The sequence below is a fragment of the Burkholderia stagnalis genome (assembly GCF_039848545.1).
Taxonomy (GTDB): domain Bacteria; phylum Pseudomonadota; class Gammaproteobacteria; order Burkholderiales; family Burkholderiaceae; genus Burkholderia; species Burkholderia stagnalis.
Window position 1 is genome coordinate 2,077,444 of the sequence record NZ_CP156686.1, and the last position, 20,085, is coordinate 2,097,528.

At 59.8% G+C, this 20,085-nt stretch carries 12 protein-coding genes; 1 reads left to right on the forward strand and 11 read right to left on the reverse strand.

Translation table 11 applies throughout. The annotated features are described in order from the left end of the window. The first annotated feature begins 25 nt into the window (after positions 1-25). Positions 26-316: a muconolactone Delta-isomerase gene (gene catC, locus ABFO07_RS25985; RefSeq protein ID WP_059565169.1), complete on the forward strand. Its 291-nt coding sequence runs from the start codon at positions 26-28 to the stop codon at positions 314-316. 67 nt (positions 317-383) lie between these two features. On the opposite strand, the gene tssJ is transcribed toward catC, so the two are convergent. The 11 genes from tssJ to tssC form a co-directional block, all read right to left on the reverse strand. Further along, positions 384-917: a type VI secretion system lipoprotein TssJ gene (tssJ, locus tag ABFO07_RS25990; RefSeq protein ID WP_059884403.1), complete on the reverse strand. Its 534-nt coding sequence runs from the start codon at positions 915-917 to the stop codon at positions 384-386. 14 nt (positions 918-931) lie between these two features. After that, positions 932-2,059 carry a type VI secretion system baseplate subunit TssG gene (tssG, locus tag ABFO07_RS25995; RefSeq protein ID WP_059565167.1) on the reverse strand — a complete coding sequence of 376 codons (1,128 nt, stop codon included), beginning with the start codon at positions 2,057-2,059 and terminating at the stop codon, positions 932-934. After that, positions 2,023-3,837 carry a type VI secretion system baseplate subunit TssF gene (gene tssF / locus ABFO07_RS26000; protein ID WP_347468796.1) on the reverse strand — a complete coding sequence of 605 codons (1,815 nt, stop codon included), beginning with the start codon at positions 3,835-3,837 and terminating at the stop codon, positions 2,023-2,025. Before tssF ends, tssG begins: the two co-directional genes overlap by 37 nt. Before the next feature lie 9 nt (positions 3,838-3,846). Next, entirely contained in the window at positions 3,847-5,430 is a 1,584-nt protein-coding gene (gene tssA, locus ABFO07_RS26005; RefSeq protein WP_347468798.1) for a type VI secretion system protein TssA, read from the reverse strand. Between the two features lie 8 nt (positions 5,431-5,438). After that, positions 5,439-9,176, reverse strand: a complete 3,738-nt coding sequence (locus ABFO07_RS26010; protein ID WP_347468799.1) for an ImcF-related family protein — start codon at positions 9,174-9,176, stop codon at positions 5,439-5,441. Beyond that, positions 9,173-10,411, reverse strand: a complete 1,239-nt coding sequence (locus ABFO07_RS26015) for a hypothetical protein (protein WP_347468800.1) — start codon at positions 10,409-10,411, stop codon at positions 9,173-9,175. Before ABFO07_RS26015 ends, ABFO07_RS26010 begins: the two co-directional genes overlap by 4 nt. A 3-nt stretch (positions 10,412-10,414) precedes the next feature. After that, a complete protein-coding gene (locus tag ABFO07_RS26020; protein ID WP_059963087.1) occupies positions 10,415-10,672 on the reverse strand; it encodes a PAAR domain-containing protein in 258 nt (85 codons plus the stop codon). Positions 10,673-11,725: 1,053 nt separating this feature from the next. Continuing rightward, on the reverse strand, positions 11,726-12,607 hold the full coding sequence (locus ABFO07_RS26025; RefSeq protein WP_347468802.1) for a hypothetical protein: 882 nt from the start codon (positions 12,605-12,607) through the stop codon (positions 11,726-11,728). A gap of 841 nt (positions 12,608-13,448) precedes the next feature. Beyond that, complete coding sequence (locus ABFO07_RS26030) at positions 13,449-16,070, reverse strand: glycoside hydrolase family 19 protein (RefSeq protein WP_347468804.1); 2,622 nt, start codon at positions 16,068-16,070, stop codon at positions 13,449-13,451. Positions 16,071-16,079: 9 nt separating this feature from the next. After that, positions 16,080-18,419, reverse strand: coding sequence for a type VI secretion system Vgr family protein (locus tag ABFO07_RS26035; protein WP_347469690.1), 2,340 nt, complete (start codon positions 18,417-18,419; stop codon positions 16,080-16,082). A gap of 81 nt (positions 18,420-18,500) precedes the next feature. Beyond that, positions 18,501-20,051: a type VI secretion system contractile sheath large subunit gene (gene tssC, locus ABFO07_RS26040; RefSeq protein WP_059884411.1), complete on the reverse strand. Its 1,551-nt coding sequence runs from the start codon at positions 20,049-20,051 to the stop codon at positions 18,501-18,503. Between the last annotated feature and the right edge of the window lie 34 nt (positions 20,052-20,085).

The following is a 20,085-nucleotide window of genomic DNA, read 5'->3' on the forward strand; positions in this document are numbered from 1 at the left end:
GAACCGATCACGCAAGGAGCAAGTGATGCTGTTTCATGTGGAAATGACTGTTCATCTGCCGACGGACATGGATCCGGTCAAGGCGGCAACGCTGAAGGCGGAAGAGAAGGCGATGTGCCAGCGCCTGATGAACGACGGTGTCTGGCGGCATCTGTGGCGGATCGCGGGGCAATATGCGAACGTCAGCATCTTCGATGTCGAGAGCGTGCAGCAACTGCATGATCTGGTGAGCCAGTTGCCGCTGTTTCCGTATATGACGCTGGAAGTGCGGGCGCTGTGTCGGCATCCGTCGTCCGTGCGGGAGGATGATCGGTGAGTGAGCGGAACGTCAGCAGCGGCCGTCCAGCAGCCGCACTTTTGTAGCCGGAGGCTGCGGCGCCCGCTCAACGGGCGCCCTTCAATCCCGGCACATCGCCGCTCGACAGCACCTCGTTCTCGACCAATTCCAGCCGAAGCGGTTTGTCTGCATCCAGCCTTTTCTTTTCAATCACACGCTTCCACACGTCATCACGCGTGGGGCTGCGATAGAACGCAACGATCGCGACATATTTCGTCTCCGGTTGCATCGGCTGGGCCAGGCTCGCCGAAGCGCCTGGGTTCACGACCGTCGAGATATCCGCCAGCAGATCCTGCGCAAGCACGGTTCTGTCGTTTTTGAGCAGATCGTCATACGACGTCCCGTCGAACATCTTGCGATCCTTCAGCTGATAGACGCGTACGGCAACGGAAGTCGCCCGCCCTGCGTCGTCCGGATTCAATGCGGCGCGAGCCGCAAGATCGACGTTCAGCACCTTCACCTGCTTGAAGAACACGGCGCGATAAGCGCTCGCCGTCGTATCCGAAACGGATTGCCACGCGCCGCAGGCAGACAGCAGCATGACGGCTGAGATGGATGAAACAGCGAAACGGATAGTCATGTGTGTTCCCCTGGTCAGGCATGTTGAGTCAGATGTGGATTCGGTACGGATACAGGAAATGCTCGATAGATCCCAAGCGCGATATTGATCAGACGCTCTTCATCGGCAGGCAACACGGTGGTCCAGCCGAGGCGTGGCGCCGAGCCGTCATGCGTCGGGCCGATTACTGGCAATGGCGCATGTCGCGAAGACACCTCCATCCGCAGATGCACGTCGGCCTTGACACCTACATAGAGCTGCATGAAGGCCATCAGCTCGCGATGCAGCAATGCACCCGGCAACAGGCCCCGGGCCTGTTGCGCATCTGCGGGCTGCAGCGTCACGCGAACCGCCCGGCTCCGGTATGTCATCCGTTTGCCCAGCACGTAGCCGCCACCTAGCCCCTTGCGCTCGCCATCCTCCTTCGCCGCCACGATGCTGGCGACTGACTCGAGCGGTCGTTGCCGCCCCGTCGACGTCACGACCGGCCAGAACTCGTCGACCCGAACGCCGACGCGCGGAACGGCCAGCGCCACCACGCCTGCCAACCCTTCCGGCGTACGGGTCCGCTGGATCAATAGCCCAAGCAGCGCCAGCATCCGCGAATCGGGCAGACCGGCCCGCTTCGGCTTGTCGCCCCAACCGAACCCGGCCAGAGACAGCAGGCAGCGCGAGTGCGCATCGGTAGCGCCTGGCCGGAAGCTCTCGGGGTAGCGGTACTTCTTCCACGCGCGGTACAGCAGTGTGACGAACCGATGATTGAATTGATCGAGAAACGCTTCGACGGCCTCGTGCCCTTCCTCGCGCTGCACGATCTCGTCGATCATGTGCGACGGCATCGCCGCGTCGACACCGTACAGCCCCATGAAGGTCGTGCGCACGGTCGGCCGAGCATCGGGCCATTCGTCGTCGAATTCGACCGACGCAACCTCGCTTGCCGGAAAGCCCAGGCGCGGCCGCGGCCGGAAGCGCACTGGTTCGCGCTCGACGGTGTTCTGCGTGCCGAACACCGGCCGATCGGACACGCGAACCTCGAGCAGCCGGCATAGCTGCATGAAGTTCATGCGCGGCGCACGCGCCAGCAGCGACGCCACCAGCGGATCGAGATGCGACAGTTCGAGCGGCCTCACAGCGGATCCCGCTGCGCCTTGCTGCGCGGCCATTCGATCCGTGCCTGCGTCGGCAGAATGACGACCGCGAACTTCGTGAACAGGTTGATTTCGGCGTACAGCGCGAAAAAGCGATGCAGCAGTTCGCCGAACAGCATCACGTCGCCCTCGCCCGCGAACGCATGACTGTCGAGCGTGACCTCGATCAGCACGCCCCGCTCGACCGAGCCGCCCGACACTTCTTCGATCAGTGCCTGCGATACCCGAAGCAATCCGGCGAGACGCCGACGGTTCAGCTCATCATTCGTCCAGTCATAGAGCGCCAACGCGCCACGCAGCACTTCCGCGTTCATCATCGACAGGAAATTCGGCGCCAGGTGCGACAACACACGCCACTGGAAACGGTCTTCCGTCGGCGGATACAGCGGCAGTGTCGGCGAGACGAGATTGCGCACGCCGGCGACGTTCTGCGTGCTGACCGCAATTTCATCGAGACTCGCCTCGCGCAATCCCTTGCGCGGCAACATCCCGTTGGTGCCCGTCACGCGCAGCGACAGGCTTTCCTCTGGCAGCGTATCCATGGATTCCCACGCGTGACCACCGAGGACCACCCACGTTTCGTGCAGTCCGGACACGCCCGGCCGCACGCGCGTATGGAAATAGCGCTCCGGCGCTTCGTGCCGCAACATGCCGCCGCGATGCCGGAACGCCGCGAACGGCACGTATTCATACCGCTCGGCCGTGTCGTGGTCGAACGTTGCGATCGCGTCGACCGAATAGGTTTCGACATGCTCGCCCTGATGACCGGCCGGCACCACGCGATACTCGGTTTCGTGATGATCGATCTCGATCGGTTCGGCATCCAGTTCGAACAGGTTGATCACGGGGCTGCAGAACAGCCGCACGTTCTCCGCATTGAAACGTTGATCGGATGGCCAGGCCTGCTTCAGCACGATCTCCAGTTCGAAGCGGGTCGCGCTTTCTGGCAATTTCGTGATGTCCAGACCGCACAGGTCGACGAACAGGAATTTCTCGCGGAACGTGAAGTACTCGAGCAGCAGCTGATAACCCGAGAATGCGGCATCGGCCTTCGGCCACAACCGCTCTTCGGTCGAGAAGCCGGCCGGTTCGATCGTGACGCCGGCAAGCGGCACCGCTTCACCATCGCGGACTTCCGGAATGCGCCAGTGGATCGCGTCGATCTGCCGCGTGAGCGCGAGGTGCATGGCGAACGCAGTCGGCAGATCCGCGCTCAGGTGCACGCGCAGCCGCGACAGGTCCGTTTCCTTGCGAAGCGCCGATCCTTCAAGCGCGAAACCGAGCCGGATCACCGAGCGGCCGTCGTGGCGCACGGTCGGCCCGGCATGGGTGATCACGATCGGTTGCAATGCGACGGCTTGCGTGGTTCGGTACTGGCACTGGATCGCCCGCGGCGTCGTGCCTTCGGCGCTCGTCGGAGATGGCACGTTGATCGGCGTCGAACGTACGGGCACACCGGCCGGCACTATTTCGGTCTTCTGCAGTTTTTCCGCGGGCGGAATCAGCTCGACGATCGACAGCGACGGAATCATTCGAAGATAGTGCGGCCACAAAAGGCTCACGAGGCCCTCTGTGAGCTCCGGCAGTTCGTCGTCGAGCTTCTGCCGGAGTCGGCCAGTCAGGAACGCAAAACCTTCGAATAGCCGCTCCACGTAGGGATCGCGATCACCGACGCGGTCGAGATTGAGCAAGCGCGCCCGGTCGGGGTGTGCTTTCGCGAATTCCTTGCCGGACTCGCGCAAATAGCGCATTTCCGCTTCGTAGTAGCGCAGGATGGGATCGTTGTGTTCCATGGGATACCGTTACGAAAGAGTCAGCGCGCGTGCCGGATCGAGCACGGTCATTTCCGCCTGCAATTCACCGATGCGGCGTGCAAGCGCCGGTTTGTCGGCGTCCTTTCGGTTGATCGTTGCTTTCAACGCCCGGACAAGCTGGTGCTTGACCTCGAACACCAGCGCCGGCTCCCAGCGCATCAGCGGCAGCGACCGGGATGCCCCATCGAGCTCGGCAAGCAGCGCGAGCGCCGTATCCGGACGGTCGGCATGGTCGGCGAGGCGCGCCATCACGAGCCGTTGCAGATAGAGATGACGATCGGTCCTCATGCCCGGCAGCACTTCAAGCCACCCGAAAGCAGCCTCGATGCCATCGCGCGCAGCCAGCTCGCGCGCCTGCGCCTCGATTTCCGGCCAATCGCAGGCTGCATCGCCTTCGCCGCCGGCCGATACCGGCAGAGGCGCAACGGCCTCGCCGGCTTCCAGGTCTCGCACGACAGCATGCCGCGCGATCCATTCGAGCGTTGTATCGTCGGCGAACGGCGTGCCGTCATTGAATGCCAGCCGCTCGATACCCGGCAACCGTTCGAGGAACAGCGCGAAATCCGCGCGCAGCAGCTCGCGCCATGTGTTGTACGGCGCGCCGACGTGGTCGAGCGCGATGTGCTGGAAGTACTGCAGGTCGAACCAGAGGTGATTCACGCCCTCCATGAATGCGCCTTCGACGCGTTCGAGCAGTTCATGCCACTGCTTCTGCAGCACGAGTCGCTTCATCTGCTGGCGCAGCTCGCTACGCGGCGGCACCAGACGCGTACGGGACGCGACATCCGCCGGCGGAACCTCGTGCAGCGTGTCCCAGCGGATGCTGCGCACGAGTCGAACCGAGGGCAGATAGCCGTTGTCCTGATCGCGTAACCACACCGCCATCCTGCGCGCCTGATCGAGCAGGTCGCGTGTGGACGCGATTGTGCTCGACGAAACGTGGTGCGGTGTTGCAGTAGACGACGTCAGCGGCTCGGAAGCCGTGTTGCGTGAGGATTCGTCGTTGTGCTCGAACCGTGAGACGAGTGGCTGCAGGTTCGGGCGCGCAGCTTCAGACCAGGCGGCCGTGCCGGTCGACAGCACGTCGAGCGCGGCGAGCGCCCGCTCGAGATCGGCCGGCGCGAATGCCCCGCGGCTGTCGAGCAGATCGAGCATGCGCGCCGTCGCCAGCATCTCGATCGCGCCCTTCTTCGCTTCGGCACGCACAGGCAGTACGGCCTCGCCGAATCGGTCGACGAGCGCGGCCGCCAGTTCGAGTGCATCCGCGAAGCCGGCCGGACCATCCTGCCGCAGCCGGGCGAATGCAAAGTAGCCGGCCAGTCGCAGATCCTTTCCGGTTTCCTTCATCAGTTGCTCGCAGGATCGGACGATCAGTCCGTCATCGATGCCGGAGAGCTTTTGCGTTTCATCCCGCAGCTCGAAGAACGCGTCCTCGTAGCCGGGGTCGCGACCGACGCCGGAGTCGCCCGCGAATGGTTGCAGCCACGCATCCCACGCGTCGAACCGTGGTTGTCCGAGCGAATCATCGCGATTCCCGCCAACGAGCGTTTTAACGAAATTTGCAAGCGTCATGGGAAGCCTCAATAGACGAATACGTCGCCAAACAACCGCAACGCGTGTCCGAACGGCGTGGACAAGGGCTCTGCCGACGCAGATGTTGTCGTCATCGCTGAAGTTGCTCTTGGCTGCGCCTTCATGAATGACGGAGCATCCGCAGCAATACCGCGCACGGTTGGTTGATCGGTTGTCTTTGCCGCAGCAGCCGACCGCACGTTGTCCGATACCGCCAGTCCGTCAGGAAGGCCCGACGGCAACGGCACCGCTGCATGTTGTGCCGACGCGATCGCCGATGGCGGCAGCGGCGGCGGATTGATCGCCGATACCTTGGGACCACCGTTTGCCGCAGCCGTCACGAACACCTGCGCAGGCAGCGCAAAGTTGCGCAACTGGAGCACGTCGAGAGGGCCGCCCCCCGCTTCGCTGCGCAGTTGGACCTTGAGTGGAATCCCCTGACTCGTGTCCGGCGTCCAGGTCAGCAGATAGCGGGCGTTATCCTGCTGCGCCACCTTCGCGCGCTCCAGCAGCCGGATCAGTCCGAACCGGCCCTGCGAATCGAGCGCGGTACGCAGGCCACCTTGCTCCGTCCGCCACTCGATATGCGACAAGTTTTCGAGCGACTGGCCCGGCCACTCGAACGGCACCCACGCTTGCTTCTGGTTGAAATAGTGCAGTTCGCGTCCGGACAGCACGAGCTTCATGTCGGTGACCCCCGGTGTCTGCACGGCCTGCAACTCGTAACGCACGCGCGCGTCGCCGGCCGGAAACAGCACGGTCGAGATGCGCGTAAGCTTGTTCAGTCCATTCAGGAAGGCCGGATCGATCGTCAGCGCGCCTTGGTTGGCGCCCTGCGCGACGACCCATCGATCGCCTTGCCGTTCGATGACGCCGGCGAGCTGAGTCGTCACGAATTGCGTGATCACGCCATTGTCAGGCCGCATGAAGCGCGCCATTTCGGGCAGCGATGCATCGTTGTCGGAGTCAGCAAACGGATACCGGCCGGCGAACGTCCTGTTCCAGTCGGCCGCGATCGCGGTGCGCCAGATTTCGTTCAGGCTCGATGCGGCCGGTCGCACGACAACCTGCCAAGCTTGATCGAACGGCGCGCGGAACAACTCGCCGAAGCCCGACCATTGCTCGCCGAGGCTCGCGGCCACGCGGCTCGCATAGTCGCGGCTGTCGGCGATATCGGACGTCTTGCCCTGCAGCACCGACTGTGCGGCCAGTCGCGCCATCGCATCCGGATCGGCATGGGAGACGATCTGCGACGCCTTGAGACGCATGGCCGTGACCCGCTCGAGGTAGCGCGCGAGGCTCAGGTCGCCTGTCGCGGCGAACTGCGCGGCGGCCTTGCCGGTGGCAGGCGTGCTGGAAGCCACGTCGCTGCCGATCAAGCGCAGGATTGGGCCGAAGGCGGCCGCCAGCGGCACAAGCTGCGGCTGAGCCTGCTTAGACGGATCCTTTTCGTCGGTGCCGACGAGCTGTTGCGCCTTGCTGATCAGGGTGTCCGACAAAGACTGCGTGGTGGCGCCTGTTCCCGCCTGGTAAGCGATCGCATTCATCAGCGCGACAAGCGGCGAGCGTTGCGAGTCGCCCAGCAGTGTCAACTGGTCGGCCGTGGCCGACAGCGTGGGCGCCTGTTGCCAGCGCAAGCTATTGAGGAACTGCGCCCAGGCTCGCGCGTAATCGTCGAAGTAGCGTTGACGAAGTTCAGCCTTTAGCGTCGACGGCGCCTGATTGCCGGTTTTCGCATCTGACAGCACCCAGTCGGCGGCCACGCTGTGCTGCCCGCTCGCTTCATCGATCGCCTTCGAGATCCGTTCGTCCCATGCTGCGCGCGTGAAAACACCCGGAACGGTCACCGTCGTTGTGAACAGGCCTCGGCTGGTCGTATCGCCCAGCAGGGTGGCGAGCGACACGGGTGGATACTTCGGCGTCGCTTCGTCGAGGATTTGCTGGTAAACCGCGTCGGTCGAGTTCTGGATGCCGCGCACACCGATGACCGTCTGGCGCGTTGATGCAACGAGTCCGAGATCCGGGGCAATTGCGGGCAACTTACCTTGGGCCAGATGGTTTGCGAAGAATGCGATCGTGTGCTGGCGAAGGTCGTCCCAAGCGCCTGACGACAAAGGTGAGTTGGTCGAACGCGCAGGCGTGGCCGTCGCCGCGAGCTGCGGCATCAGGAAGGCGGCCACGGCGCGCTCGGGCTTTGCGAGCATCATGTAGGCCTTGAGCGTGTCGTAGGCGGCCTGTACCTGCGCGTTGCCGCCACTGGCGATTTCGGCGTCCGACAGCGACGCGAGCTGATGCAGGCGTTGTTCGAGCTTTTCGCGGATTGGCGTAATGAGGATGCGGTTCGCGGCTATGGCATAGCCAGGCCATAGCGCGTCGAGCAGAGCGTCATCGCGGTTCAGGCCGAAACGTGACGCCCACGGTGCGCCGTCGCGCCGGTGGATTTCCAGCGTGTCGATCTGCCGGTCGAGGCCGTCGAGCGCTTGCATCGCTTGCGTGCGGTCCTGCACGGCGGATAGTGTTGCGACCGTGTCAGCCGCGCTTTCGATCGTTCCGCGGTTCACGAATCCAGACAGCATCGTGCCGGCCATCCAGCAGCCGATCAGGGCGGTGGTTGCCCATGCGGCCGTGGTCGACAGTGAAAAGCCAATGCGGCGCCCGCGAACCTTGCGGCTGTGCTCGGCGACGGTTTGCCAGATCGTGCGGTGTTGAGGGGCGAGAGGCGTATCGTCGTCGCTCGTCTCGCCGGACGAAGGCGGCGCCAATTCCCGCTCCTTGAACAAAGGGGCGAACAGGAGACCGTGGACCGCGTGTTTCCAGATGCGGGACTGAGTGGTTTGCAGCACGAGATCCGAAAGCGCGCCGCGGAGATTCGCAATATGCTGCGACAGTTCGGCGGGATAGCGGTCACGAGCATTGTTGACGAGGCGTACGACGCCCGCGTCGGCGAGGTTGCCGTGGAGCGCTTGCAGCGACTTGTCGATGTCGTCGGCGTTCACCTGCACGTTCGACCAGGTGAAACCGGTGGCTTCGTCCGCACCCGAGGATTCGCCTCCGAAATCCGTCACATTGAGCAGATAGGCAGGCGCAGCCCAACGCAGCGCGCGCGCGTGACGGGCGAGCCTTTCCGCGAGACCGTCGGAATCAAACGATGGTTTGCCCGAACTACGATTGCGCGTCACTGCTACGATCGCGTCGATCGGGCGGCGGCGGCGCAGACGCCGGATCTGATCGAGCCATTCCGTATCGAGTGTGCTGCTCGTTTGCTTCGCATGCAGGAGAACCGCGTCGCCGGTAATCGCGTAGCCGGCGTCGGCGAGGCCGGGCGCCAGACGTTTGACGAGCGGTTCGTCGCCGGCGATCAGCACCCATCGCTCGCGATAGCGCCAGCGCCAGCCGTGGCGATCCTGCAGGACGTTGCGCAGCGCCGTGGCGTGATCAACCTGTCCCGCCGGTTCATCCAGATTGGACGCGGCGCGCTTGCCGGCATCGTAACTGGCAAACCAACGGGAAGCTCTCAGCGAGGCAATCCAAAGCAGCACAAGCTCGAAGTGCTTCACCAGCAAGAGCAGTACCAGCAAGGCCGAAAACAGGGAAAGCTCGATGATGATCCGGGTGTCGCGAGACCACTCGTAACGAGGCCCCTCCACCCATACCGCGATACCGAGTGCAAGGAAGACGATGACGGCCGCGACGCCAATGAAGAGGCCGGCCGGTCTAGTCTGGTTGTCGTTCTTGTTGTCGTTCATGTCTGTTTTCTGCATACGAGGGCGATCAGTTCTTTACCTTCGCCACACAGGACTATTTGCGCGTCGCCCGTTGCCCGGGCACTTTCTGCGGCAAGGGCCACAGCCAACCACGGCCCAGTGCCCGAACAGTCGCCCACTGACGTTTCGAGCGCGATCCATCGCGTCTCGTCAGGAAATGAAGCAACTTGCCGAACTGTGCTCACGCTGTCACTGGTCAAGCCATGCGCCCACACCGTGCGCAGACGGTCGCACGAGGATTGTCCCCAACGGGCGGCAAGCTCGATCGTCCGGGCAGCAGCATCGAGCGTGCCTTTGGCAGGACGATGCAGCCGTAGCCCACCGGGCATGGCCGGTGATGTAAGGCGCGGGCTCCCAACGAGCAGGGCGACACCCGCCTCTGCAACGCCACCAGACAGGACGGCGCTGATTGCATCCCGAAGCTCAACGGCGACTAGCAGGTGGACCGTATCGACGTCTCGATTGTCGAGCCACGCGTCCGTTCGAAAGAGCGGAATCGTGTGCTCACCCGGCACGACGTTCGCCTTCAACACCGGCACTCGTTGAGCAAGCACGTCCCGTAGCCGGGTCTCGACAGCCTCGGATTTCAGCCTCGACCGATGATGAAGCTCGACCTGAAGCGTCGTTCGCGGCGGAAGAGTATTGAGCTGCGGCAGGAGACGGTCGATCAAGCGTTCGAGCAGCCACGTACACACGGCATGATGGCGGGCATGTTCGGCGAGTTCGTTACCCGGATGAAAGCGCATCTCGGGGATGTCGAGCCAACGCGCATTGACTTCGCTATCCGCGACTGCGCCGCTCGGCCGCAGTCTGGCCAGTTCGGTTCCTTTCAGTATTCCTTCGAGCGAGTTTTCCGAATCATTCGCAGCGAAGCACCAGGCATGGCCCAAAATCGCCAGCGGTCTGCTCGCCATTGCATGACACGCCTGCTCTGCCTCGTCGCTGACGCAGTTAGTCGCAATCGCCTGATTACGACGCGCATAGCCATAACCGAGCCAGGAGCACAGCAGAAGTGTCCATGCCATGAACGGGTAACCTGCGACGCAGAGCCAGAACCACAGGGCGTTCGTCGGGTGCCCCGTTGGCCAGAGCATGATCGTCAGACCTGCCCCCGCGCCCGTTACGAGTACCAGCAGGACCGTCCAGACGATCATCGACACCTGAGGCGGTGGCGGCACCTCCACCCGAGGCGGCACGCGATTGAAATCGACAGGCATCGCTTACCGAACCTGTGCTCCGCTGGACGAGGCAATGAGGACCGCCCCACACCGTGTGTGATCGCCGTCGCAAGAGAGCGGCGTGGTGCCATCCTTCATCCTGTCGCTGCCTTCGACAATCTCGTTGTCGCCGTGGATCGGACACGAGACCTTGTCGCCGACGCGTGCGGCCCGGCGACCCTTTACCTTGATGCGATCCGAGCCGGTCAGGATCTTGCCGCCGTGGCTTGTTGCGTCGCCTTCATATGCGAGATTTTTCATTGCTTGTCTACGTTAAAGGGGTTTGTTGCATCAAGTTTCTACCAAGCGTCTTTAATGCACCTTCGTCGTCACTTGAACGTAAAAAGGTTTAGTTAAAGAGCCGACGCCAAATACTTGAACAATTAATCAGGAAAATCACCGAGATCTATTTCTTCCAAAGGCAGGCTCTAGCAACTGACGATTTCTCTGGAATTTCATATAGATATGCCTTCTTTGAAATCACGGCATGCCCCCCCAGACACCCGACTCAACCGGCGCTACGTGGATAGATGTGCCACTCTAGTCGCTAGTCAGGATCTTCTTCAGCTTGGCGGCATTTTCGGTGCCTCCATCCATCTGTAATTTGACAAGTATTTTCGAATAAGCACTTCTGTTACCTGCACTTGGTGGATCGCACGCAAGCAGATTGTCAAATGTGGCGCCTTCCGCCAGATATAATAGTATTGGTGGATGTGAAGTTTGGTATCCGCTTTTTGCGTTTCGATGAATAAGCGGCATAGATGTCGGCTGCATTAGGTGGATTATCGAAAATCGGCTCAATGTTGTCGGACCACTGGTGAGGCGGGCGCCACTCTCCGCCACAGACTGCATCTTGCGCCACATGCACAACGCAACCGTCCTTCATACGTACGAAGGCACACAAATACTCGGAATGCACCGACACGCCGCTAGAATCAGCCAGATCTCCTTCAGCAGTTCGTGCCGGGGTCGTAAAATCTCAATCCCTCATCGAAAGGGGTAAACATCGTGCCATCTGGGCGCTTAAAGCGAAGCGATCGGTAGTCGTCGTGTCCGCGATTGGTATACTCTAAAACGCTTGATTCACCCGACACACTTACCTGGGCCTGAACGCAGGCAGATAGCACCACCAATAACAAAAATATGGATCTACGAATCATTTGAAGTCCCACAGCATCTTAGCGAATAGATCGTTTATGCGATTGAGCCAACATCTTGAATTTTCGAGCTACGTCGAATCGTTGGCAGTTAGATGAGCGCTCTACTCGACGATCAGCGACGGATACCCTCTGATAGTTTCGCACACAAAAAATACTAATTCACCGCCCTTACTTTCGCCTCAACATCAAGCGCACTGCACATCAACCACATCTCTATGGGCTTTGCGCCTCCAGAGTAATTAATTTTGCACCATCCAGCCGCAACCTCCTTAACCACCGCCCGATCCCCTTCAATCAAGTATTTCTTCGTCCTCCCCCTAATACTAGATTCATCAAATAGATAAGTTTTTGACTTCACCTTGACAGGAATACTGTTAATACCATTCATCAACAAAGCAAAGGGAGAGTCTATCGCCTGCCGAACATCTTTTCTCGACTGATAGGGGAATTTCCAAACTATCTTCCGTCCAACTGATAACCAGCCGTAACCTACCCCGAACCAATCGGTAGATCGCTCATCCTGACGCAAGATATTTCCAATAGGTTCAAAAACAGAAACCGAGTAAAATTTACCAGACGAGTGTGGCTCAACGAGAGAATTTCTCACCTCGAACGAATGGATTACAAAGACTTTTTCGCGGCGATCGCGGCCAACCATCAATGAAAAGGCGTCCATGATTTCACCCGGCGTATCATCATAAAGCAGCCCTCGCCCTTCTGCTTTCACTGGAACACTTCCGTTCGCAACATAATATAAAAAAATTCCATCAAGACCAACCGGCATTCCGGTCTTGCCATCCAATATAGAATCCCGAATGAAGCAAACCGCTCCACCCTTTATATTCAATGACGGGTAACTCTGCCTCCCTTGAAGGTCAGTACATGTGCTCCTCGCACACACAGAACTACTTACAATAACGATCATCAGGAAAATATAATTTTTAATCATCAATACACCCCGAAGAAAAATCCTCATTGAATATGATGGAAATTTCTCGCCCCAACCATCAGCCAGCAAGTTTCTTGCATCCCACATTTAAATTACCAACTCTGCCGATACGGTCGACAACCCAATTACTCAAAACAACATGAACCGCGCCAACTTGCGCAGAAACAAAACTCACGCCTTGCGCATGCGCGAGAACAGTCGCCACATAAATTTAAATCGGAAAAATCATCCACATCAATATATTCCACTTCACTTGAGACCACCCATTCATGAATTTCCACAAAATTTTCATTTGGCGCCTTCTCTCGTGAATATCATAAAATACGGGACTCATCGCACCACCAATGTCGCGAACGAAACCACCAACTCACCTCTTCACTTTCCCTTCAATCTCAAGCACACCACACCTAAATCGCCAACAATGCACAATCTTATCAATTGTCGATTCCATCAACCGGCAGAACTGTTCGCATTCCGCGATATGCTCGCGAACTCAGCTGTTGATAATCACCTGGCTCACATATTAGATTTGAAACAAGCCTCCCACCATTCTTTATGTACAATCCGCTAGGAAAACCTTGGTAGATCACATAGTCGTACCTCCCCGATCTGAACTTTACGTGCGTATATTTCACTCCTCCCTCGGAAACATCGCTAATCAGAAATCTGCTTTGGGGGGGATAAGGCTTACTGGGAAATTCAAGCTCAACGCGATCGGATGCACCAAAGCGGTATTGAACATATCCGTTTTTTGGCGATATATTTCCAGAAGCGCACAGAGATATTATATTTTCGCCAACCAAACAGCTAAAATATATCTCCTCATGTGACTGACATAACGTCGCCTCGGCCGCATACACACCACCCCAAATGCTGGCTGCAGTTACCGGAATTACCAGGCGCGGCACCTTAAAAAATTTAATATTTTTCAATTAAAATCACCTCTATTATATATTTCCTCAAAATTTGCAACACGCGCCGCGTAGCTATCAGTATTACGATTAACAATGGCGGTAATCGCATTCACTTGATTTGCGGTTGCGCCTTGGTCAGCGATATCAGGAAGGCGACGCGTTACCCAAAAATAGGCCGCCGACCTCGCCGCGTACTTGGGCTGCAGCAAAAGATCGGGATTTTCCTCGAAGTTTTCAACGTCATCTGGCCAATCGTTTTCGTGACTCTTGTTCCAGTTTGTAAACTCCCTATAATTGGCACGCCCTGTAAGGTGCTTCATGCCTCTTCCTCGGTACCTCCATCCATCGCCACTTTCATAATCCCCATTGCCCAACTCAGCGCGTCCGCCATACGCGCCGTTCGCGATTTCCTCAAAATCCTCTTGCATCATTCGAGTGCCATCTGCCTTAATTGGCCTCGTCTTTTCGTAACCATGAGCTACAGCCTTTTTTCGATTTTTCTTAAAGTACGAGAAATTATCAATCAGCGAGCTCGCCTTCCAAACAAACCCTTCCTCCAAGGTTAGAGATGAGCCTGTCTCTTGCTTTACCTGCGCAAAGAAGTGCGCTCTTCTCAGAGACGAATCTAATTTGTACAGTTCAATGCGCGCATTAAACTCGTCGACCAAGTCTTGAAGATCTTCCACGCGCGCCATGGGAAATAGTCTCTTCATCATTTTCAGAGTGAATTGGAATTTGCTTCCACGAAAATTGCCAACCATCCCGATAGGATTGAAATGAAAAACCTTCGGCCCCGGAAAACCCGGCACACCAGCCTTCACCTCATCCCACCACGCCAGCATCTCGATCCGCTTCCGCTCTTCCCCATGCTGCGGGTTTGGCTCCGTTTTCTTTTCCAGTTCGACGATCAATTGATTCCATTTCGACGGATTCGCCCACTCGCTCTCGTGCTTCACAATCAGGCGTGAGGCAGCCTGCATGAGCCAGGGATAGCCTCCTCGCTCAGTCTGCGACAACGTGCATAATTCAACAGTCGCCTGCGCGCCATCACCTGTCGTGAACAGGGCGTCATACACCTTGAGCATCAACGGGCTGAGATTCGAACGCGCAGCAAGGTCAGCAATATCAGCGCCCCTCGCATAATCCCCCCACTTCTGGGTTGTCGCAAAGATCGTATGTGCCGGATCATGGTCATCCGCCAGGCACTCGAAGTCGATCCACTTCTGCGCGAATTCTCGCGTCACCCGCCCCCCAGCGAAGTTGAAATCGCACACCCAGCCGTCGATCAGTTGACCTTGTGCATTCACGCCGTCGACGTGCCACCAGCTCACCGGGTATCCCGGATCGGGATTGGGGCGCGGCTCGGGAATCCGCCGATTCGGGTCACGCGCCAGTTCGGCGAGCGAATACACCTGAACGGCGTCCGTCTTTCTCGACTGTGGGTCAGTACCCGGAACGAACTCATTATTCTGGGTGCGTTGATACAGCACCGTGCCCGGCGCGACCCGCAGGATCGTCGACTCGGATGGCAGGCCCAGTGCCGCCCAGTCCTCCTTGTGCGGACCGTGTTGACCGACCCATTCGCGCCCCTGCTCGATAAACGACTCGATGCCGTCGTCGCAAAACACCTCGATGTGCGCCATCCGGGTTCCGGACGTGCGTTGGTCCAGCGAGTCATAGCGGCCGAGGTGGCCGATCAGGTCGCCGGACTTGATCGGGATACCGCCTCCATCTCCTTGCGAGTTGCTCGGGAAGCGCGTCTGGCCCGTCGTTACGATTACCCCGTCGAACATCGAGTCCGGGAAGACCTCCTCGACCATCGGCCCGCCGTTTTCTTGCCCCAGATAAACCCAGCGGCCGACGTCAGAGGACGGATCTACGTATCCGCCGGTTACAGGCGGGTACATCGAAGCGCCGAGCAGGTCCGTAACCTCGCCCCATTCCCGTCCGCGTACTTTTTTCCTCTTGCCGATTCGGATGCTCGCACCCTGCGGCAGGATGCCGATGGGCGCACCATTGGGAGTCTTGCGGACCCTCAGCCCCTGCTGCGACGGATCGGGGATCTGCCCGTTGCGACCCGGTGAGGGCTTATCCTGCGCATGCTGCGTTACGCGCCATTCCCGAGACCAGTACGACGGCTTCTTCCGCTGCGGGAAGTTCGCGTAGTCCTCCCAGGACATCAGGTGCATGTATAGGCTGTAGAAGGTCAGCTTCGTGCCTCGCGGGAACTCCATCGTGTGCCGCACCAGCGCGAAGCCCGTGCTATACGGCGCCTGAATCGGTGATCCGCCATCGGTCGCAGCGATCTCGCTAATCGGGTATGTCTTGTTGGCGCGAAACGCGATCACCACGCCGTCGGCGATGCAGCGCAGTCCAGCTTCGAGATCCAGCGACTGCCCCGCGCCGGCTTCCGTGACATGGATTCCGCCGTGCCACATTCCCTTTCGGCTGACGAGATATGAGCCCGAAGGCTCGCGTTTGGCCAGCAACCGGTAAATCTCGTGCTCGTCGGTGAACTGCGCGGAGGCCTCGGACTGGCCCCGCCTCTTTCGAAGGAACGGAAACGCGAAAGGCAGTGGCTTCAGCTTGGCCAGGGCCGGCTCAGGCGCTTGCCGCGAAGAAGGTTGGCTTGTCATGGTTGAGCGCTATTCAGAGAATCCGAAGGTCACTGCGCCCTTCACGTCGTCGAGCGGCGCCTTGGACCATGTCGGGAATTTGAAGCTGCCGCCGTCCGGATCGTTGACTTTCAGATTGCCCTTGAACTCGATTTCTCCGGCGGGACTGCCGAGAACGATCTTGCCGCCCGAGAGCTTGATGTAGGCGCCGGCCCCGTCGCCGATCGTGACGCCTTTGCGGCCCGTGATAATTACTTCGCTATCGGAAGAACTGACTGTCATGTTCTGCATTGACATCAGTTCCATGACGTCGGATTGCGCCTGGACTTGAACCTTACCCTTCGCGGCGAATATCCGGATCCCAAGTCGCGCCGCAAAAAACGAAATCGCGTCGCCGGCCGCGACCGCGATGCGCTTCATGACACCGATGTCGAGTCCATCGCCAGCCGTAATGAACATCTGTCTGCGGGCGGCAAACTGCATCTGCTGGCCACTCGCGAACCCGACGCCATCGGGCGCAGTCGCGACGATAACGGGCTTCTGGAGCCGCTTGAGCTTTTGCTGGATCAGCGCCCGCTGTTGATCGATGTCAGCCTGAAGCGCGTTCGCAGCCTTCGCCGAGTCATTGAGTGCATGCAGGATTTGTTCAGCCTGCTCGAGCGTCATGTCGGCATCCTGCATGGCGAGTTGCTGGCCCGCGGCACCTGGTTGTCCTTCGGCGGTGACCAGTACCCCCTTTGCTCCCCGAACAGCCGCCGGCCCGTCTGTGCGCAATTCCGCGCCGTGCCCGCGCTCCTTGCGATCGCCGTCGACCATGTGCCCGAGATTGAGCTCGCTGACTTGATGCGGCGTAGTCAGGTGAATATGCTCGACACCCTCCTTGTCTTCCATCCGCATTTCGTTCTGCCCAGCAGTGCGGATGAGATTGCGAGTGTGATTGAGGTTGTTGACGAGATCGGGATGCGAGCTGTCGTGCATGGCCCCGATGATCACCGGTCGATTCGGATCACCCCCCGTATGGATAAGCGCTACCTCCGCGCCGTCGATCAGCGGGAAGTGGTGACCGTAGTTGTCGCCGCTATACGGTTTCGCGAACCGCACCGGCCTGCTGGTGCCGCCGGGACTCCACTCGTCCAGGTCGAACGGCAGCTTGATCACATACCAGCCCTGTTCGGTCAGATACGCATACTTGTAATCGCCGGGCGACGTGATCCGCGCCGGCAAAATGCCATCGATCGCCGGACGCCGAATCGACGCCATCTGCGTGCGCCACACGCGATCGGATGGAATCCCCTCGAACGAAACCCAATATGAATCGCTACGCCCGCCCTTCGATTCCACCGACGTAATGAAAATCCCATGCTTCGCGTCGGCCGGCTTCGGCTCGACCCGCATCACCTCCCCGGCTTCGAGCCAGAACGGGTTGCCGGTGCCTTTGTACGTTATCTGGCTCGCCAAATGCGCCTCATGCCTCAAACGTGCAACACGCCCGCCCTCTTCCGGCGTCTCGTAATGCTCACCCCATCGGTAATCGACAGCGTTGGTCGTCTTGTCGTCGCGGGCAGCGTTTTCCTCGACCAGTAGCGAAACACCTGCCTGCCGATGGTTATAGTCATGCAGCCGCACCGACTCCGGCACACGCTGCGTTTCCCGCCGAAGTGTCTTGATCGCATCCGCCCCAACACTCTCGAGCCCCGAATCACGGCGATGCGGAACCGCGCGCTGCTTGCGCGCATAGGCATCCAGATCATCACCGAACACGACCACCGCGCGATCCTTCTTCTGCTCCCAGCGAAACCAGATCCCCTCTTCCGCGCAAATGCGCCGGATGAACGCAAACGTCGTCTCGTGATACTGCGTCACGTACTCGCGCCGCTTGTACTCCCCGCGCAACTGAAACACGAAGTCGACGCCCGCGCGGTAGCCGAAGTGCCGCAGCGTATCGGTAACGATCTCCTCGACCGACTGCTTCTGAAACAACCGGCTGGTCACACCGCGATCGAGATCCACCAGCGTCGGCTCCAGCACAACCCGATAGCGCGTCTCGTCAGCCGACGTTTCGAACTCGTCGAACTTCGTGATGATTCCGTGAACCGTATACGCGGGCGGCTTCTTGCTGAACTGCGCCGCGTTCGCCCCGAACATCTTCCTCAGATAGTCCATGTTCGGATCAATCGGATCGGCGATGAATTTAGCCGGCCGCCCAAGCACCTGATCCATCGGAATGCCGGCCACCGGGCTTGTGAATTCGATCTCGTACCTGTACAGCTGGCTGACCTGATCGAGCCCGGTGAAATTCAGGATCGAGAACGGCGCCGGGTGGGGCGCCAGTTTCAATTCATAAGCCTGCGACGGCAATATCATCGACATGAAATCCTCTCGGGTGCGCGAGCGCAATGTACCGCCGGGGCGACCATCGTCGCCCCGGCGGCTCATGCGGAAAACCGCAAATCAGCTCTTGGCCTTCGGCATCTGCGAAACGAGCGACAGCCCGATATCCATCCCTTCCACCTGGAAGTGCGGCACGATGAACAGCTTGATGCGGAAGAAGCCCGGGTTGTCCTCGATGTCCTCGACGGTCACCTTGGCCTCGCGCAGCGGATGCGACGCCTGCAGCTCGTCGCCCGGATCCTTCATCTCGGTCACGAGCCCCTTGATCCAGTTGTTCAGCTCGAGCTCGAGCAGACGACGGTCCTTGGTCGTGCCGATGTTTTCCCGCTGAATCAGCTTCAGGTAGTGCGCGATGCGCGACAGCAGGAAGATGTACGGCAGGCGCGCGTTGATGCGGCTGTTCGCAGTCGCTTCCTTGGTCTCGTACAGCGCAGGCTTCTGCGACGAGTTCGCCGAGAAGAAGCATGCGAAGTCGTGGTTCTTGTAGAACGACAGCGGGATGAAGCCCAGATTCGCGAACTCGAACTCGCGCGTTTCCGGGATCAGGACTTCGGTCGGGATCTTCGGCTGATAGCCGGTGCCGAGGTCATACAGGTGAACCGGCAGGTCCTCGACCTTGCCGCCCGCCTGCGGCCCGCGAATCTGCACGCACCAGCCGTTGCTCACGAAGCTGCGCACCATGTTCGCCGCGAACGCGAACGACGCATTCATCCACAGGTACTTGTCGTGATCGGGGCCCTTGACGGCTTCCTCGTAGTTGAACGCCCGCACCGGCGCCGTATCCTTGCCGTACGGCAGGCGGCCGAGCACGCGCGGCATCGTCAGGCCCACGTAACGCGCATCGTCGGTATCGCGGAAGCTCTTCCACTTGATGTACTCGGCGCGATCGAAGTAATTGCCGATGTCCTGAATCGCGGCGACCTCTTCCATCGACTGCTTGCCGAAGAACGCCGGGCCCACCGAGCCGATGAACGGCATGTGTGCGGCAGCGGCGACCTTCGAGACATTGCGCAGCAGCGCCACATCCATCGGCGAGTTGTTGAATTCAAAATCGCTGATCATCGCGCTGATCGGCTGACCGCCCGGCGTGTCGTACTCCTCGATGTACGTCAGGCGGTACAACCCGCTCTGGATCAGCTCCGGCGTGTCCTCGAAGTCGCGCTGCAGCGCATCCTTCGACACATCCAGCACCTCGATCTTCGCGTTCTTGCGGAAATCGGTGCGGCTTACCAGCATCTTCAGGCCGCGCCAACGCGCTTCGAGCGTTTGGAACTCCGGCGTGTGCATCACGGCGTCGAGCTGGCGGCCGATCTGCCGGTCGATCTGGCCGATATGGAAGTCGAGCAACGACTTGTCGAGCCGGTCGACCGGCTGGCTTGCGCCGGCGACGAGCTCGAGGAATGCGCCCATCCCGCGCGCGATCCGCTCGTCGGCGGAAACCTCCGACAGCATGTCGTTGTCGCGGAACGCCTCGAGCGGACGCGCCTCGCTGACGGGCTTCAGGTTGATCTTGCTGCACAGCGATGCATACACGCTGTCGATGTCCCCGTGCGGGGGGTCGAGCACGACGGTCTCGGTCGCGCCGGTCTGTTGCGTTTCAGTGGATTTCATCTCGTGTCCTGTCTGCGATCGAATCGCAACCTGT

Excerpts from the sequence above, each read along its gene's own strand:
- tssA (WP_347468798.1), bottom strand. The coding sequence starts at position 5,430 with ATGACGCTTGCAAATTTCGTTAAAACGCTCGTTGGCGGGAATCGCGAT.
- tssJ (WP_059884403.1), bottom strand. The coding sequence starts at position 917 with ATGACTATCCGTTTCGCTGTTTCATCCATCTCAGCCGTCATGCTGCTG.
- tssF (WP_347468796.1), bottom strand. The coding sequence starts at position 3,837 with ATGGAACACAACGATCCCATCCTGCGCTACTACGAAGCGGAAATGCGC.
- ABFO07_RS26010 (WP_347468799.1), bottom strand. The coding sequence starts at position 9,176 with ATGAACGACAACAAGAACGACAACCAGACTAGACCGGCCGGCCTCTTC.
- tssC (WP_059884411.1), bottom strand. The coding sequence starts at position 20,051 with ATGAAATCCACTGAAACGCAACAGACCGGCGCGACCGAGACCGTCGTG.
- ABFO07_RS26030 (WP_347468804.1), bottom strand. The coding sequence starts at position 16,070 with ATGACAAGCCAACCTTCTTCGCGGCAAGCGCCTGAGCCGGCCCTGGCC.
- catC (WP_059565169.1), top strand. The coding sequence starts at position 26 with ATGCTGTTTCATGTGGAAATGACTGTTCATCTGCCGACGGACATGGAT.
- tssG (WP_059565167.1), bottom strand. The coding sequence starts at position 2,059 with ATGGCCGCGCAGCAAGGCGCAGCGGGATCCGCTGTGAGGCCGCTCGAA.
- ABFO07_RS26020 (WP_059963087.1), bottom strand. The coding sequence starts at position 10,672 with ATGAAAAATCTCGCATATGAAGGCGACGCAACAAGCCACGGCGGCAAG.
- ABFO07_RS26025 (WP_347468802.1), bottom strand. The coding sequence starts at position 12,607 with ATGTGGGATGCAAGAAACTTGCTGGCTGATGGTTGGGGCGAGAAATTT.
- ABFO07_RS26035 (WP_347469690.1), bottom strand. The coding sequence starts at position 18,419 with ATGTCGATGATATTGCCGTCGCAGGCTTATGAATTGAAACTGGCGCCC.
- ABFO07_RS26015 (WP_347468800.1), bottom strand. The coding sequence starts at position 10,411 with ATGCCTGTCGATTTCAATCGCGTGCCGCCTCGGGTGGAGGTGCCGCCA.